Genomic DNA, 17,305 nt, shown 5'->3' with positions numbered 1-17,305 from the left:
CCTTATTTTCAAGGAGGGGTTGGGGGTGGTTTTTTGTTGGATTGTATACACATTAAATTAATTCGCTAATTTTACGGCAAAATCAGCCCTATGGAATTATCTTGCCCGGTATCAGCAGAAAGAATAAATGAAAATGTAGTTAGGATTATTGCCTTTATAGTTGCTGTGATCGCAATTACTTGTGTTGTGTTTTCAAATTATTGGGCAATTGTTTTTCTGCTTTTAGATTTTGCTTTAAGGGCATTTACAATTGGTAAATTTAGTTTGTTGAAATTTATCGCCATTAAAATAGCTGATGGACTTTCGCTTTCGCCGAAAATGAAGGATCTGGCCCCAAAAAAGTTCGCGGCAACCTTGGGCTTTGGGTTCTGCCTATTGATTACCGCGGTATTTCTATTTGATTTTTATAATGCAGCGCTGATTTTTACCTCCGTCATGATCGTTTTCGCCTTGTTAGAGAGCTTATTTGCCATCTGTGTAGGCTGTTATATCTATTCTTTTTTGCAGATTTTCACTAAAAAGAATGAGGCCTAATTTACTTCTTTAAAGCCTCGCGTACTTTTGGTGCAATTTTGCTTCCGAATAATTCTATTGATTTCATTAACGCTGCGTGCGATGGGCCTCCTACGTCCATATGTGCTGAGAAACGTGTTAAGCCAAAGGTTTCTTCCATGGCCAAAATTTTATCTACCGATTCGTTTACATCGCCAATAATTAAAGCTCCGCTACTGTTTCGGCCAGCGTCGAACTGATTGCGTTGATAAGGTGCCCAACCACGTGATTTACCGATCCTGTTCATCTGAGCGGAATAAAGTGGGTAATAGTAATCTGCAACTTCGTTACTGTTTTCGCCAAATAAAGCGTGCATATGCACACCTACTTCAAATTTACTCTTGTCATGCCCATACGCTTCATAAACTCTTTTATAATAATCGAAAAGCGGCTTAAACTGTATCGGCTGACCACCGATGATGGCAAACATTACAGGTAAACCTAGTCTGCCAGCGCGTTCTACTGATTCTGGTGTTCCACCAACGGCTACCCATATTTTTAAATTGTCGTTTACAGCTCTAGGCAACACTTCTTGATTATTCAGTTCTGGTCTGAATTTACCCTTCCAGCTGATTTTGGGCTCCTTATTTATTTTGAGGAGTAATTCTAACTTCTCTTCGTAAAGTTCGTCGTAATCTTGTAGGTTATAACCAAACAGCGGAAACGATTCGATAAAACTTCCACGACCGGCCATTAATTCGGCCCTGCCATTTGAAATTAAATCTATTGTGGCAAAATTTTGATACAATTTAACCGGATCCGATGAACTTAAAACGGAAACTGCGCTGCTTAGTTTAATGTTTTTGGTTACTGTAGCTGCAGCGGCCAGTATAATTTCAGGACTTGATACGGCGTAATCAGGGCGATGATGTTCGCCGATCCCATAGAAATCTAAACCAACCTCGTCCATTAGTTTTATTTCTGCTATAATTTCCTGAAGTCTTTGCTGAGCGGGTTGGATTTCTCCTTTTGCATTAATCTGCAAATCGCCAAACATACCGATACCTAATTCCATAATGATAAATAATTTCAACAAAGTTAATGGATACAGGGCTAGCCATTTTTGATGTATGTTAAGAAAAGAGGTAAAGACTTATAATTAATCAGTCAGTTTACCTAAAGTTTTAAAAATACTTTCGAGTTCGTGATTAGGATAATCGAAGTTAGTAGTGTCGATCTTGAACTTTTTACCATTCTGTAAAGTAATATTCATGAATTTGTACCTGTTACGGCTAAATGGTAGATCAGGAATAGCTTTAATCATTTTGATTTCATTCCACTTAAAAGTTCCCAATTTTAAGAGTGTGATCTCATTTTCATCTGCTATAATGGCATATTCCTCTTGTTTGGCTATTAGATTTTTGAAAAAGAATATAAGAAATACCACCAATATTGTCATTGTAATTAATGTTGATTGAAGATAACTCAGGTCACAGATAAAAGTGAGGTTAATTAAAAATAATGGGAAGAAACCAAACACATAGAGTAATGGACCCAAATTGCTATTATCTTTAACTTTTACCGATATAATCATGTTTGAAACAGGCGTTGGTTTTTACAGCTTCATAGAAATAAGTCAGTTATAAACACCATCAATTACTTTGCTCATCCTTTCGAGTTTAAATTATTCATAGATTAAACATCAGGGCACGTATCCTTAACCGAAGATAATTATTTGGATTAGTTTTATTGGCAGATTAAAATGTATTTTTTTGGTTTGCCTTTGTTAAATTTTCCTATAAAAAACATTGTCTAGGTAGGCTTCTCTAAAAAGCATCGTCATCTCGACTGGAACGCAGTGGAGTGGAGAGATCTATCTAGGGAGATTTCTCGACTGCGTTGCACTTCGCTCGAAATGACGACTACTCGCTGCTCTCAAAGATTTCGCTCCGAATCTGTCAATTGAAAACTGCCAATTACCGAATGAAAACTGAGCCCTACTCGATCTTCTTACCTTTCATTGCCGTAGAAATCGCTGCATCCATCACGCGTTCGGCAAATGGGCGGGTAAATTCATTCAGCTCGTCTGCTTTCTTCAGAATGGTATCTTTTTCTTGAGTAGCTAAAGCCGTTCTAAGTGCTTCGATGTGTACTTTGGTAGCTGAAATTTCTTCTTCGGTTAAATGCTCGGCATGTTTTGCGATAAAACGTTCTGCAGTATAAAGCAATTGCTCACCCTCACCTCTTGCCTCAATAAGCATACGCTGCTCTACGTCACTTTTGGCATGTTCTATACTATCGAGGAGCATTTTCTCTACAGTATCGTCACTCAAGCCATAACTTGGCGTAATTTCTATCTCTTGTTTAACGCCCGAACGTAACTCTATCGCCTGAACGGTTAAAATTCCATCTGCATTCAGTAAAAAATTGATGTCTACTTTCGGCAAACCCGCAGGCATTGCAGGAATTCCCTTTAAGTCGAACTCAGCCAGTTTTCTGTTTTCTTTCACTAAATCGCGCTCACCCTGATAAACAGAGATTTTCATGTTTACCTGTCCATCTATTGAAGTGGTATATTGGCGACCGGCTTTAGTAGGTACTTTACTGTTGCGGGCAATAATTACATCCATCAGGCCACCCATGGTTTCGATGCCCAAAGAAAGTGGGGTAACATCTAACAATAGGATATCAGAACGGTTTCCTGCCAAAACATCGGCCTGAATGGCGGCACCAAGTGCTACTACTTCATCAGGATTAATATTATCTTGTGGTTTTTTACCGAAGAAATTTTCTACGGCCTGTTTTACATATGGTGTACGGGTTGAGCCCCCTACTAAAATTACCTCATCTATATCACCGGCAGAGAGATCTGCATCTTTTAATGCATTTTTACAAGCGGTAATGGTTTCTTCAACCTTTGCTGAGATTAACTGCTCAAAAGTTTGTTTATCAAGCGTGCACCAGATTTCGCCAAGCTGTTCGTTGTATAAATTTTGGGTTGATAATGCTTTTTTTGCAGCCTCAGCCTGCAGGCGTAAGGTTTGCATCAAAATATTATCCTGAGCAACAACTGCTACATCAAGGTTGTTTTTCTCCAGCCAGTAATTTAAAATGGCACGATCGAAATCATCGCCACCTAAATAAGTATTGCCGTTTGTGGCCAAAACCTCGAAAATTCCATTCTGGATCTTTAGAATAGAAACATCAAATGTTCCTCCTCCCAAGTCGTAAACGGCAATTGTTTTTTGTTGAGCAGGATCTAAACCAATTCCGTAAGCCAAACTTGCTGCGGTAGGTTCATTTACAATACGCATCACATCTAAACCAGCTAGTTTCCCGGCATCTCTTGTGGCCTGGCGCTGACTATCGTTAAAATATGCCGGAACAGTGATTACAGCTCTGTTAACTGGTGTTTTTAGCGCATGTTCTGCTCTTGCCTTAAGCTCCTTCAAAATTTCGCCTGATAATTCAATCGGGGTATAGAAACGGTCGCCAGCATAGATTTTCACCAAAGCATCGCTATCATCATCTATAATTTTGTAAGAAAAAATGTCTTTGTGTTCAGCTACGTCTTTATAAGAGCGGCCAAGTAATCTTTTAACTGAAAAAATGGTGTTTGAAGGGTCAATGGTTAAGTATTCTTTAGCCTCGTTACCTACAAGGGCTTCATTCTGGCCATTAAAGTATACTACTGATGGCACCAATATACCTTTACCTGCATCGTTAATTACCTGCGGATTCTTATCTGGATTGATAAATGCCACCAAACTATTGGTTGTACCTAAATCTATTCCTACTATAATTTCTTCCTTTTGAAACGAACCTGTAGCAAGGTTAATCGATATTTTTGCCATGGGCACAAAAGTAAGCAAATGTTGTACTAAAATTGTTGAAATGTTGTAAAGTTGAAATGTTATATAGATTAAATTTGATTTCTTTCAAATACGCTTAGCATTAGGAAATGAGCGCTCCGGTAATTCTTCGGTTGCAGCAGCCCTGCTGTCCCTCCCGCCGATTGAAGGATCGGCTCCGTACCATCAGGTTTATTTAACAAGGGTTCTGTTACCTAAGCGAAATTCGTCACGGATAAAATTTACTCCCGAATCTATACTTATTCTTCTTTAATCCACTATACTTCGTGGCTCTGACTCCAGACTTCGGACTAAAGACTCTGGACTATCTCTTATTCTTCTCCTCGATCCACAAACTCATGTATTTGGTGCTCTGGGCGGTATGGTGATTTAATAGCTGTCCGAAAAAATTATTTTGTCGGTGTATAATTAAATCTGATGATAATCTTTCAATTTCTTGCATAAATCGATCGGCAAAATGTTTTGCCGAATACCTTTGGTTAATGATCTGTACACCATTTTGTTGGGAGGTTTGCCAGGCATCTTTATCCTGATAGAGTTTTACCGCTTCATCAATAAATAGGTCTAAATTATCTTCGATGCTACCGTTCCAATCTAAATCGCCTTTCATGGCTTCTGCGCCAACGGATGTGGTAACTGAGGGCGTTCCCACCCGCATGGCATCAATAAATTTACCTTTTACACCTGCACCAAACTGAATAGGGGCAAGTAATATTCGATGTTTAGCAATGGTTTCTTTGGCATCTAGGGCTCTTCCTTTAATTAAAAACTTTTCGTTTTTGTTATCCAACTGCAGCACTTTTTGCGAGGCATAAGATCCAAATATATTCAAGTATGCATTTGGAAGCCTTTTTCTGAGTACTGGCCAGATCTTCGTTTTTAACACCTGAACGGTATTCCAGTTGGGCTCATGAAGGAAATTGCCAATGAAAACAAAATCAGCACGCTCTTCGAATGAAATCCAGTTTTCGATGGTCTGCTGATCGATTTCTTCTTCGAGAAATGGTAAATAATAAATTAGTGAAGGATCAATTTTGAATTGATTTTTCAGTATATCCATCTCCACTTCCGAAATCATGATCGCTAAATCGCAGCGTAAAATTGAAGCAATTTCTCTTTTGGCTGTATCTGAAAATAAATCTAAAACTTGTTTTTTCTTGTCGCTTTGCTGGCGGGCACTTCGCAGGCAATGTAAATCTTCGGTATCTAAAATCCTAACTGCATTAGGGCATTCCTGTTGAACCCGCCAACCATATTGCTCTTCTACCATAAAGCGGTCGAACAATACCATTTCTGGATTTAATTCTTTCAGAAATACGTTGAAACTTTGATCGTTTAATTGGATTTGTTTCTCAATAACGCTGGTCTTACTAAAATCATAACTGAAATCGCTTTTTGATGCTGCCGATGCAAAAGCGATCTGATAACCTTTGGACAGAAATAAATCAATCAATTGGATCATCCTCGTACCCGCTGCTGATGAAGTGGGTTCGGGCCAAACAAATCCAATAATTAATAATTTCTTAGCGCTTGTATTCATTTACCTGCAAAATAAGCTCTTTTTTTTGGCTCCCGCAGATAAATATGATTTTCGCGGAGTGAAATGTAAAATCGGCATGATCTTTTAAAACTGCGGGAGATATTAAACGTATCTTAAATATTCTTAATTTTGCAGCTCAATTACAAGCACTACATGTTAGGATTAAAATTATTGACAGACCCACGTTGGGCAAATATTGCGGAATCAAATTTAGAAGAAATTTTATCTGACCATGCCTGGTGCGAACAAAAGGCGGCAACCAATGCAATTACTTTAATTACTCAAAATTCAGAACATCAGGATCTTGTAGATGAATTAACAGCGATTGCCATCGAAGAAATGCAGCATTTCCAGATGGTAATTGAAATTATAAAAAAACGGGGTTATACTTTAAGCCGTGAGCGGAAAGATGACTATGTTGGCCGTTTGGTAAAATTTAGCAAAAAAGACGGAAGCCGAAATATGGCTTTTATTGACAGATTGTTGTTTGCGGCAATGATTGAAGCCAGAAGTTGCGAACGTTTCAGGGTACTTTCGTTAAATATAAAAGATCAGGAGCTGGCCAGGTTTTACCACGAACTGATGGTTTCGGAAGCCGGACATTATACCACATTTTTAAATTTTGCGCGTAAATACAGTACGGATGTTGATGTAGATAAACGCTGGAAAGAATGGTTAGATTTTGAAGGAGAATTAATTCAGAGTTTCGGAACGAGAGAGGCTATACACGGATAGTTCAGTTTGCAATTTTCAGGTTATAGTTTTTTATCACTAACTATTAATTGGCAACTGTCAACTCCTTTTTATGTATGTTCCACAACCAAATTACAATATCCTGATAACTATTAATTCCTTTTTTCTGATTGTTCAGTTTTAAGAAGCTATCGAATGCGGCATCCATATAACCGAACATATCGCCATTGTACTTTCGCCAGAATTCTTTTTCGGTCTTAAAATCGGCCAAAACCTTTGGTAAAAGTTTTGCATAAAGTAATTTATAATCGTTAGGAGATTTCATTCTGATCTCAAACAAAATATACCGCAACATTTCATAATTGGCAGAATATTGGTAGTTCACATCGGGACTGTTGCTTGCTGTTAGATAACCCAAAAGATTAGCCTCGTCTTCGTAAGCAATGCCGAGCTGATGCCCTATTTCGTGGCAGCTCACATAAGGTTTTACAAAATCTGGCAGATTCATGTTCATATTAGCTTCACCAGAAAGCGGAGCATAATAACCCTCAATGCCAATTTTACTAATCATCCACGAGTTTAAAACCGATTTTAAACAAGGATTTTGATATTGGAATAATTGATTTTTTCGCAACATAAGCGAATATGCTTCTGCTGATTTTGATTCCAGTTCTTTGATCGTGTAAGCTGGAATTTTACCTTGCTTCAGTTTTAGATTATTGGTTTTTTGGATAAAATAATCGCCAAGAACAACCAATTCTTTAACATTATATTTTTCACTGCCTATCCCCAACTCTTCACTTACGCTTGGCCGACTGTAATTTAAACCCCATACAATTTTGAATATGATATAGAGCATCAGGAAGAAGCTAAAGACTTGTAAGGGAACAAGAATCCTATCATGTCTTTTTAGCGATTTTCGTTGTTTATAAAACCTCATGATTTTATAAAGTACAAAGCCAATCAATAAAGCATAAATGATATCGCCAATGGCAAAAGGGAAAATAGACGATATAAACCTTAATGATGAAGAAATATAAGGGTAAAAGCCTGTTGAGTAATATTTTTGGACAAGGGTGGGGAAGAAGCCAAAGAAATAAATGAGTAAAGCAATTACTAAAACTGCAATAAATTTTGAATAGATAGATTTACTTTTTTGCATCTACATTATAAGCTAAGAATAATGACTATCATAATTATTACCAATATGAATATGGGTCTTAGCCATTGTTGTTGGTCTGCTTTTTTAAGGTATCCATCTTTCCTTAATTCCCAGGAAACTATAACTTCTATAAAAGTACTTGGCTCAAAGATAAAGTCGAAAAAGGAATAAGATTCTTTCGCTCTTTTTAAATTTTCTAATCTAACCTTTTGTTTCGACTGGTGTTTTGCATGTTTGATCTCTGATTCATCAACCTTTCTTAAGGTTAACTCCATTTGGGCCTGTTCTATGGCGGATTCACCCCATTCATTTGGAGAGCCTACAATTAATAGCAGTTGTTTTGTTGTTCTATCTTCGATAGGAGGAGTGAATGTAGGCATTAATTTACCGATGATATTAATTGGATACTTCGATAAATATAACAAATCTATCTGGCAAAAGTCAGACGTTTTCCGATCTGATCGGTCGTGAATTTGCCATTTTGATAAGCCAGATTTCCTGATACAAAGGTATGGGTAATACTGGCCTGGAAGGTATCCCCATCAAAAGGACTCCAACCACATTTATAGAAATTATTAAGTTTGGTTACTGTCCAGGAGTCTTTTAAGTCTACCAACACTAAGTCTGCCCAATACCCTTCACGGATAAAACCACGTTTTTCGATATCAAAACAGATGGCCAGGTTGTGTGCTGTTTTTTCAACAATTTTCTCTAAAGAGATTTTACCCTGTAAATGCATTTCTAGCAGTGCTGGTAAGGCATGTTGTACCAACGGGCCACCAGATGGGGCTTGAGCGTAAGGCTGCTGCTTTTCTGCCAATGTGTGTGGCGCGTGATCCGTTGCAATTACATCAATATAATCTTCAAGAATACCTTTAAGCACACCTTTCTGATCATCTTCAGTTTTTACCGCAGGGTTCCATTTGATGAAATTCCCTTTTGAAGCATAATCTTTATCGTTAAACCAAAGGTGGTGCACGCAAGCTTCCGCTGTAATCTTTTTATCCTTTAAAGGCGTAATATTATCAAATAGTGCTATTTCTTTTGCTGTAGAAATATGTAAGATATGCAAGCGGGTTTGATAAGTTTTAGCCAGTTCTACCGCTAGTGATGATGATTTATAACAGGCCTCCGCACTGCGGATTAAAGGATGCATCTCTATTGTTAAATCTTCGCCATATTTAGCTTTAAATTCGGCCAGATTATGGCGGATGGTTGCTTCATCTTCACAGTGGGTAGCCACTAATATTGGTGCTTTGCTAAAAATGTTTTCTAAGGTTTTTTCGTTGTCAACCAGCATATTCCCTGTTGATGAACCCATAAAAACCTTAATACCACAAACGTTTTTAGGGTCGGTTTTTAAAACCTCTTCAATATTGTCGTTGCTGGCCCCCATGTAAAATGAGTAATTCGCTAACGAAGTTTGGGCAGCAATTTCATATTTATCGGCTAATAAACCCTGTGTTAAGGTATTGGGCACCGTATTGGGCATTTCCATGAAAGAGGTAATTCCTCCGGCTACGGCGGCCATGCTTTCAGTAAAAATATCGGCTTTATGGGTTAAGCCTGGTTCGCGGAAATGTACCTGATCGTCAATCATGCCTGGTAAAAGGTATTGTCCTGTTGCGTTAATTTCTTGCGCATCAGGTGCAGACAGATTTTGACCGATTTTGGTTATCAATCCATCTTTTATCAATACATCGGCAACAATTTTTTGTCCTTCATTTACAATTGTAGCAGCTTTTATCAGGTAAGTATTCATGGTTTCAAAGGTAGTAAATTAGTATTAAGTAGAGCGTATCAAGTATCAAGTTTGGGAGGATGAAAGGAAGAAATTGAGCTAAGGATTACTGTTTTATGTTTAATAAACCTGATAAAGTGGAAATACTTTTTGGCAAGCTCAGACTGACAATCGCAAAAAGATTGAAACAATAGCAGGACTGCCGCAACCGAAGAATTACGAAAATTGCTTTACTCCTAATTCTGATAAAAATAAGCTTAGATTCTACATTGCACTGAAACCTTCTGCCTTACACCTTCAAACCCTCAACCTTAATCACTATCTTTGTGCGCTATGGCAAAATCGTTCGAAGAATTTAAGTTAAACAGGCAAATTTTAAATGCAGTTGCCGATGCAGGTTATACCGTTGCCACGCCGATACAGGAAAAAGCAATTGCACCAGTATTATCTGGACAGGATATTTTTGGTATTGCCGAAACTGGTACAGGAAAAACCGCGGCTTTTGTTTTGCCGATTTTAATGCAATTGAAATACGCTCAGGGCGATAATCCAAGAGCATTGATTTTATCTCCAACACGCGAACTGGCCATGCAGATTGCCGAGCAGGTAAAGCTGTTTTCTACTTATACCGATTTACGTTCTTTGGTGATTTTTGGTGGAATTGGTCCGAAAACACAGAAAGAGCAGATTGCAAAAGGGGTTGATATCCTGATTGCCACACCCGGAAGATTCCTGGATTTATATTTAGCTGGCGATATTAATACCCAAAGCCTAAAGTTTTTGGTATTGGATGAAGCCGATAAAATGATGGATATGGGCTTTATCGGTTCTATTCACCGGATTTTGGAAATCGTTCCGCGTAAACGCCAGAATTTGTTGTTCTCAGCGACAATGAGCGATTTAGTACAGAAAATTGCAGGCGATTTCTTGAATAATCCACTTGTGATTGAGGCATCTGCGCAAGCAACACCTGCTGCAAACGTAACGCAGACTTTGTATTATGTTCCGAACTTCAAAACGAAAATTAACCTATTGCAGCATTTGCTGAAGAATGATGAGGCTTTTAACCGCCTGATCATTTTCTGTAAAACAAAAACCGTTGCCGATAATATTTTCAGTTTTATTGAGCGCAGATATGGTGCGGAAAATGTTCGCGTGATCCATGCGAATAAAGGACAAAACACCAGAATTAACTCTATAAATAGTTTCAAAGAAGGTAATATCAGGGTTTTGGTGGCTACAGATGTAGCGAGTAGGGGTATTGATGTAAGTGATGTAAGTCATGTGATCAATTTCGATGTACCTATCATTATCGAAGACTATGTACACCGTATTGGCCGTACCGGTAGGGCTTTTGCCAAAGGTGATGCAATTACCTTTGCAACAGATGCCGAGAAATATTATATCCGCAAGATCGAAAAATTAATCCGCCAATATATTCCAGTGGCCGAGATCCCGGAAGGCGTTTTTATTGATGAAACCCCTTACGAAGAGCGCCAGCATATTGCAAAGGAAATCGATATGCAGAAACGTAAGGAAGATCCTGATTTTAAAGGGGCTTTCCACGAGAAAAAGCATGCTGCAGCGATAGAGAAAAAGGTAAGAGAAAAAGCCAAGGCAAAGGCTGGCAAACAGGTAAAGAGTTTTAAAAAAGGTAAAAAATTCGACAAGAAAAAGTAATGAAGTTTAGGATTACGCCTTTAAATATCGTTAGTGCCATTGGTTTGGGATTAGTGGCCGTAAATTTAGTTTCAGAGAAAAGTACAGCACCACGCCATGTGGATATGAGTGGCTTTTATCTCCTGATTTTAGGTTGCCTTATCCTTGTAACCTTTATTACAGATATGATTTTCCGGTTCACGTTAAAAGATATTAAAAGGATCTGGGTGGTAGAGGTGATCTTTATCTTCATTGCGGCAGTACTCATGTTAATTCTGCAAAAGTTAGCGTAATTAAACCGTAAAAATATCTGTACAATTCTTATCTGTGCAATCTACTCATCTGTGTAATCAAATTAAATAAGCATCTTTGCATCCGAAAAAAAATAAACTGATACCTAAGAATCCCTTTATCGGTGTAATCCTTTAATCGGTGTGATATATTTAAAAAAAATGAAAAAAGCAGAAATAAAAATAACCGTTGAGTTAGATGAAGGCAATAACCCAGATAACATACTTTGGGAGAGTACAGATGCTGGAAACGCTGATAAAGTGCCAGCCAAGGCGATGTTTTTATCGGTTTGGGACCACAATTATAAAAATACTTTAAAGATAGATCTTTGGACGAAAGATATGCCTGTTGATGAGATGAAACGTTTCTTCTACGAAACTTTGCAAACCATGGGCGATAGCTTTTTAAAAGCCACAAACGAAACTTTGATTGTTGAAGATTTACGTGATTACTGTGCCCACTTCGCAGATAAGATGGGGATTATTGAGGGACAATAGTTCATTAGTCATTAGTCATTAGTCATTAGTCATTAGTCATTAGTCATTAGTCATTAGTCATTAGTCATTAGTCATTAGTCATTAGTCATTAGTCATTAGTCATTAAAAAATGCCAGACAAGTTAGCTATTAAACTATTAACCATCAACTATCAGCCATTAAAGCAATTCACCGATTTATACAGTTAACCAATTAACCAAAAAATATGTTAGTATTAAATAAATTCAGGGCATGGTTAGGCATTTTGTTATGCGTTATTGCAGGTTTCTGCCCAATGTTAAAAGTGCCCATTAAAGGCAATTGGAACTTGTATCAATCTGATGCGCGTTTGTTTTTGATCACTTATGCCATTATTGCCATTTCGGTATTGTTTCTCTTTATCAGAAAAGTTGGTGCCTTTAAGTTTATGAGTTTTGTAATGGCTATCTGGTATGTTTTAGCGGTAGTTGCTGTTTATTTTACTGCAAATAATTATACTAAATATGGCTTCGCCAATAAACTTATTGGTAAAGTTGTTCATTTCCAATGGGGATGGATCGTACTTTTAGTTGGCGTAATATTGATGCTTTTTAGTGTTAAGCGCGGAGAGAAGATTAGCGCTTAAGCCTTTTCGTGCAATTGAGAGGTGAGTTTTGAAACCTCGTATCCCTTTGCCTTACACCTAGCTACAATTTCATCATGGGTTTTCTTCGGCATAGTCTGATTACGGCTCATGATGAACAAAAATTTACGATAGGGGTGTCCTACCACCACATAGGAGTAATCATCTGCCAGTTCAATGATCCAGTAATCAATCTTTATCGGCCAAATAAACTGTGCCTGCAACTCTCCTTTATCTCCCTCTTCCGATGGAAACATTTTAGAATTCCTGGAATAAACTTTATCATCGCCCGGTTTTTTATAGGTAGTTAAAACATTATAATAACCATCTTTATTCAAGGTGTATTTAGTAGTGGTTTCACGGCTCCCTTTATCAAAAATGGTAGGGATTGAATATAATGAGTACCAGGTTCCCGAATATTTTTTTAAATCTAATTTGGCCACAGGAATATTTTTTTCCATTGGCAGGTGGGTTAAAAAAACAAACAGGAATAAGCAGGCCATTTTCATGATATCAGGGGTATTTGATATGATTTACGAAACGGATAAAAAAACAGATTTCTTAGAATTTATTTTTTGCTTTCCAGATGAAGCCATCGAGCACATAATGCGTAGCCTGTGGTAAGGCTAAAAGTGGAACCAGCAGCGATAATAACTCCGTGTTTGTAACCTGCGGCAAGCCGGAAAAAAGTTTGAAAACCGATTGATGTTCTTTCCATACCAAACCATCCCAAAGGCCTTCTTCCATATAGGCGAAAAGTACCAGGATCAATAAGAAATAAAATATCCCGAATTTTCCGAAACAGAGATCCATGATTTTATTCTTAGCGGTTTGGCCTCCGATTTTTTTCTTCTCAAAAAACCAGATAAGCGCCATATACGGAATGCCATGCGAAATTACATTTAAGGTAGTAAAGGCGATATCGCCATTAAAATAAACGATGCCGAAATACCAGGATAAAAATGTTCCGATTACGATCAAGTTGCGCGGAATATTAATCCATTTTTTGCTGATGATCAATATAATTTCTTTAACCATATAAATGGCGATGATTATGATGTACACCGTGCTGGAGTATTTTAAAAGCATATCGTTCCTAAAAGTGAAGAAATCGCCTTCTACAAACCAGTTGAAATTTCGCCCGCTACTTAAATGCCAGAAAAGCAAAGGATATAAAGTTGCGGTATAAATGGCAATTTTATCAATAGTTGTTAACAGCCTGGTTGAATTTTCGTTATGGGAATACAGGCGCATAAAGCCATATTGCTGCCTGATAAAATGATAAACAGCCAAATAAGCCAATATTCTCCAAAACCATAAGCCATCGAAACGATAGAGGATAACACCTATAACATAACAGGCCAATGGAATAGAGATGAGCAGTGTATACTGCTTTTTGAAATTACCCCGATTAAAATAGGTTCGGTATAAGGTGCTGTAAACATGTGCAACATCTATAAAAACAATTAAAAATACCCAATAGGCTAATGGAATACCTGCTGCGTTTTGAAACTGATCTGGAAAAAGTAAAACCAGCAATAAAGAGAGAAATGCCGGCGATATAATAAAAACTATATCACTCCATGCCGTGTGTAGCCAGGGTTGGGTATGTTTATGAGATAACATTTAAAACTTGTTTTGCTGCGTTAATACCCTGGTGAAAAGCCTCCTCAAAGATAGATACCCCGCTCAGATCACTGTGGGCGAAGAAAATCTGATTGTTGATAGGCGTTTTCGCTTTTTCTAAATTTTCGCTCCAAACAAAATCTGTGGTGGGTGCTATCATTCCGTGTCCCCAAACCCAGAAATCGATATTTTCAATCGCTTCTGTAATTCCCGGATGTATCATTTCCAATTCAGGAAGAACAATGTCAAGCCATTGTTCGTAACTCCGGGCATATGCCGCCAGTCGTGCAATTGCTGGTTCAAAATCGCACAGGGGCAGGTAATAAGTAATTACTTTTTTATCCTCCGACAGTTTTAAATGTTGTTGCGCCGAATTTACATAACCAACAGATGGCGTATTATAGGCCACATTGTCCCAACAAAGATTTATTCCTTTCGATTCTGGTAATTCGTTGATGGTAATATTGGCGATCAACCATGGCGAATAGTTAAAAGCTTTATAGTCAATATTCCGGCTAAAACGCTCGAGTAAGCGTTTGCTTACAAATTGTGGTGTACATAAAATGATCTTTTCGGCTGTTATTTCCTCCGTGGTGTTGGTATGCGTATTGAATATGGAAGCCGTTATATCGCCATTTGCCATCGATTTTAATCCATAACATAGGATTGATGTTTTGATCTGATCTTGTAACTGCTTGGCAAGCTGCTTCATGATCCAGCCGTTGCCTTCGGGCCAGGTTAGTATGGCATTCTGTTCTGCATTTGCCGCTTTTCCTCTGCGCGAAGCGAAATAATGTAAACCAGCCCAGGCCGATATTTTATCTGTCTTTTGCCCATAATCATCTTTACACGCATAATTTAAATACCACAATAAGTATTTAGAATCGTATCCTTTTTCTTCGAGGTATGAACGGAAAGAAATCTTATCCAGTTTTCTATAGCCAGGATCGCTTGATGAAGCGCTTAACGGAATATTGAATAGAAATTTTCCGTCATTTCCTTTGGTGTTTTTTAACTGATCTACTTCACGTAAAAAGCGCTTAATCTGTTCTTTATCGGTTGTTGGTACACCAAAATCGGGTACCAAACCTTCCTGCCATTCGCCATTGATCAATAATCTTTCCTCAGGATCAAAAGTGAGGTAATAATCGTTGTAATAGGGGAGTTCTTTTTCGAAATGGGTAATTACATTGATTTCCTGCAAAAAATCGATTAGCAGGTTATCATCATTGTTTGCAACGGTAATATAATGTGCACCTAACGGATATGAGGATACTTTATTCGTGCCGAAATAAGAGTTCCCTCCGGTGTGATTTTCCAGTTCCAGAATTTCAAAATCCGTCTCTCCATTCCTTTTTAACCATCTGCCAGCCGATAAGCCTGAAATTCCGCTGCCGATAATCAGTATTTTTACCTTTTTTGTTTTACTCGGGGCCGGTAATTTTATCTTATCGCGCAAAATATGACCAGCTTTTGCATTTGGTCCCTGTAGTGTCCCTTTGATGTTGTATTTAGTTGATCTGATTTTTTTATAACAGCTGTTCAAAAAAATGCCACCTGTTATCAATCCAATCCTCAAAAGAAAAGAACGCCGTTTTAAATATGCCGATAAATCACCTTTATAAAACGTTTGCCCACTCATCTTCGAAATATTTCACTAAAATCTGGTTGTTTAACTTATTTACATCAGTTTCTACCCTGGCCATATCTTTTGGGAAGTAAAGCATCAGATCTAAACTTTCTTTCGAAACGAACCTTAAACCAGGTAAATATTGCCGAGGTTTTTTATAAATATTGTCCGGTGCGGTTGCCATAATGTAGCCCCACTCGCCAAAAGAAGGTACATAATTATGGTATGGAATGGTTTTTAAACCCACACTTTCGAGGGTTTTATTAACCGTCCAAAAAGATTTTGGTGCAACGTAAGGTGAAGTTGACTGGACAACCATTAAACCTTTTGGTGCAAGTATGCCTTTAACCAGGTTGTAAAAAGCGTTGGTATAGAGTTTGCCAACAGCATAATTTGAGGGGTCTGGGAAATCGATGACAATGAAATCGAATTTTTTATGTTGCGCTTTGATCCAGCTAAAGGCATCGGCATTAATTACTTTTACCTTTGGCGATAAGAGTGCGTTTTTGTTTAAACCTAAAAGGATCTTGTTCGATTGAAAAAGACTTGTCATTCCTTTATCTAAATCTACCAGTGTTACCGAGTCAATATTGGAGTATTTTAATATTTCCCTAACAGCAAGGCCATCTCCACCGCCCATTACGAGCACATGTTTAGCAAAAGGTAAGGCCTGCAAGCCAGGATGTACCAGTGCTTCATGGTATCGGTACTCATCGTCAGAGCTAAACTGGAGATTTCCATTTAAGAAAAGCCGTAAAACCTTATTCTTTTTCGTCAGGATAATGCGTTGATAAGGTGTGCTTTTCGAATAAATAATGGTATCACTATAGGTCTGACTTTCGGAGAAGCTGGTAATTTTATCTGCGTAAACAAAACCTGCAAGCAATAAAATAATGCTTACTATTGATGCGCTCTGCAGATATTTGGAAGCCCTGATTTCTTTTTTGAAACTTAAGCATACAATTAAAGCTACCGCAACGTTGAGCATGCCAAACATATATGCTGTTTTAACCAATCCTAAATGCGGGATAAGCAGAAGCGGAAAAATGAGTGAGGCCAGTAGTGCGCCGATGTAGTCGAATGTAAAAACCTTCGAAACCAGATCTTTAAATTCATAACGGTCTTTAAGGATGCGCATCAGCAACGGAATTTCTAGACCCACAAGAATACCCGTTAAGCTCACAAAACCATATAATACAATCCTGAATGAAGCAATACTTTCAAAAACGAGGAATAAAACCGTTGAGCTAAAACCCCCAACCAAGCCGACTAAAATTTCGATCTGAATAAACCACGAAAGGATATTTTTCTCGAAATACTTAGATATCCAGGAGCCTATACCCATAGAAAAAAGGTAAACGCCAATGATGGTGGAGAATTGGGTAACCGAATCGCCAAGTAAATAGCTGGCCAATGTACCCGCAATCAATTCGTAAATAAGACCACAGGTGGCAACAACAAAAACAGAAATTAATAAAAGTGCCGGTAGCTTTTTGTTCATG

17 protein-coding genes are annotated in these 17,305 nt (G+C 38.0%); 6 read left to right on the top strand and 11 right to left on the bottom strand.

Annotation, left to right across the window (positions count from 1 at the left end; genetic code table 11):
• The first annotated feature begins 90 nt into the window (after positions 1-90).
• Entirely contained in the window at positions 91-534 is a 444-nt protein-coding gene (locus AC1RJ8_RS15500) for a DUF4395 domain-containing protein (protein WP_492954622.1), read from the top strand.
• 1 nt (position 535) lies between these two features.
• On the opposite strand, the gene AC1RJ8_RS15495 is transcribed toward AC1RJ8_RS15500, so the two are convergent.
• The 4 genes from AC1RJ8_RS15495 to AC1RJ8_RS15480 form a co-directional block, all read right to left on the bottom strand.
• A complete protein-coding gene (locus AC1RJ8_RS15495; protein WP_492954623.1) occupies positions 536-1,567 on the bottom strand; it encodes an Atu2307/SP_0267 family LLM class monooxygenase in 1,032 nt (343 codons plus the stop codon).
• A gap of 84 nt (positions 1,568-1,651) precedes the next feature.
• Positions 1,652-2,086, bottom strand: coding sequence for a hypothetical protein (locus tag AC1RJ8_RS15490; RefSeq protein WP_492954624.1), 435 nt, complete (start codon positions 2,084-2,086; stop codon positions 1,652-1,654).
• Positions 2,087-2,489: 403 nt separating this feature from the next.
• Complete coding sequence (gene dnaK, locus AC1RJ8_RS15485) at positions 2,490-4,346, bottom strand: molecular chaperone DnaK (RefSeq protein ID WP_492954625.1); 1,857 nt, start codon at positions 4,344-4,346, stop codon at positions 2,490-2,492.
• Between the two features lie 322 nt (positions 4,347-4,668).
• The gene (locus tag AC1RJ8_RS15480) at positions 4,669-5,904 is read right to left on the bottom strand and encodes a glycosyltransferase (RefSeq protein WP_492954626.1); all 1,236 of its coding nucleotides are present in this window, start codon (positions 5,902-5,904) and stop codon (positions 4,669-4,671) included.
• A gap of 153 nt (positions 5,905-6,057) precedes the next feature.
• Here AC1RJ8_RS15480 and AC1RJ8_RS15475 point away from each other — a divergent pair, with 153 nt between their 5' ends.
• Positions 6,058-6,639 (top strand): MiaE family protein, encoded by a 582-nt coding sequence (locus AC1RJ8_RS15475; protein WP_492954627.1) that lies wholly within the window; start codon positions 6,058-6,060, stop codon positions 6,637-6,639.
• A gap of 43 nt (positions 6,640-6,682) precedes the next feature.
• On the opposite strand, the gene AC1RJ8_RS15470 is transcribed toward AC1RJ8_RS15475, so the two are convergent.
• Genes AC1RJ8_RS15470 through AC1RJ8_RS15460 form a run of 3 tightly spaced genes read right to left on the bottom strand, consistent with a single transcriptional unit; the run spans position 6,683 to position 9,521 of the window.
• Positions 6,683-7,759 (bottom strand): DUF3810 domain-containing protein, encoded by a 1,077-nt coding sequence (locus AC1RJ8_RS15470; RefSeq protein WP_492954628.1) that lies wholly within the window; start codon positions 7,757-7,759, stop codon positions 6,683-6,685.
• A 5-nt stretch (positions 7,760-7,764) separates the two neighbouring features.
• Complete coding sequence (locus AC1RJ8_RS15465; RefSeq protein WP_492954629.1) at positions 7,765-8,139, bottom strand: hypothetical protein; 375 nt, start codon at positions 8,137-8,139, stop codon at positions 7,765-7,767.
• 47 nt (positions 8,140-8,186) lie between these two features.
• Positions 8,187-9,521, bottom strand: coding sequence for a dihydroorotase (locus AC1RJ8_RS15460; protein ID WP_492954630.1), 1,335 nt, complete (start codon positions 9,519-9,521; stop codon positions 8,187-8,189).
• A 312-nt stretch (positions 9,522-9,833) separates the two neighbouring features.
• On the opposite strand from AC1RJ8_RS15460, the gene AC1RJ8_RS15455 reads away from it, so the two are divergent.
• The 4 genes from AC1RJ8_RS15455 (at position 9,834) to AC1RJ8_RS15440 (ending at position 12,550) form a co-directional block, all read left to right on the top strand.
• On the top strand, positions 9,834-11,180 hold the full coding sequence (locus tag AC1RJ8_RS15455; RefSeq protein ID WP_492954631.1) for a DEAD/DEAH box helicase: 1,347 nt from the start codon (positions 9,834-9,836) through the stop codon (positions 11,178-11,180).
• Positions 11,180-11,452 (top strand): hypothetical protein, encoded by a 273-nt coding sequence (locus tag AC1RJ8_RS15450; RefSeq protein ID WP_492954632.1) that lies wholly within the window; start codon positions 11,180-11,182, stop codon positions 11,450-11,452. The genes AC1RJ8_RS15455 and AC1RJ8_RS15450 overlap by 1 nt, the downstream gene beginning before the upstream one ends.
• Positions 11,453-11,611: 159 nt before the next feature.
• The gene (gene gldC / locus AC1RJ8_RS15445; RefSeq protein WP_057932380.1) at positions 11,612-11,947 is read left to right on the top strand and encodes a gliding motility protein GldC; all 336 of its coding nucleotides are present in this window, start codon (positions 11,612-11,614) and stop codon (positions 11,945-11,947) included.
• Positions 11,948-12,151: 204 nt separating this feature from the next.
• Entirely contained in the window at positions 12,152-12,550 is a 399-nt protein-coding gene (locus AC1RJ8_RS15440; RefSeq protein ID WP_492954633.1) for a hypothetical protein, read from the top strand.
• Here AC1RJ8_RS15440 and AC1RJ8_RS15435 read toward each other — a convergent pair.
• From AC1RJ8_RS15435 to AC1RJ8_RS15420, 4 genes are all read right to left on the bottom strand, one after another.
• On the bottom strand, positions 12,547-13,008 hold the full coding sequence (locus AC1RJ8_RS15435) for a lipocalin family protein (protein ID WP_492954634.1): 462 nt from the start codon (positions 13,006-13,008) through the stop codon (positions 12,547-12,549). The genes AC1RJ8_RS15440 and AC1RJ8_RS15435 overlap by 4 nt on opposite strands.
• A 100-nt stretch (positions 13,009-13,108) precedes the next feature.
• The gene (locus tag AC1RJ8_RS15430; RefSeq protein WP_492954635.1) at positions 13,109-14,173 is read right to left on the bottom strand and encodes a hypothetical protein; all 1,065 of its coding nucleotides are present in this window, start codon (positions 14,171-14,173) and stop codon (positions 13,109-13,111) included.
• Positions 14,160-15,815 carry an NAD(P)-binding protein gene (locus AC1RJ8_RS15425; protein WP_492954636.1) on the bottom strand — a complete coding sequence of 552 codons (1,656 nt, stop codon included), beginning with the start codon at positions 15,813-15,815 and terminating at the stop codon, positions 14,160-14,162. Before AC1RJ8_RS15425 ends, AC1RJ8_RS15430 begins: the two co-directional genes overlap by 14 nt.
• Positions 15,793-17,304, bottom strand: a complete 1,512-nt coding sequence (locus tag AC1RJ8_RS15420) for a polyamine aminopropyltransferase (RefSeq protein ID WP_492954637.1) — start codon at positions 17,302-17,304, stop codon at positions 15,793-15,795. The genes AC1RJ8_RS15425 and AC1RJ8_RS15420 overlap by 23 nt, the downstream gene beginning before the upstream one ends.
• Between the last annotated feature and the right edge of the window lies 1 nt (position 17,305).

Source organism: Pedobacter sp. GW822-FHT03F06 (assembly GCF_058801365.1).
This window is presented reverse-complemented; position numbering and strand designations above follow the sequence as displayed.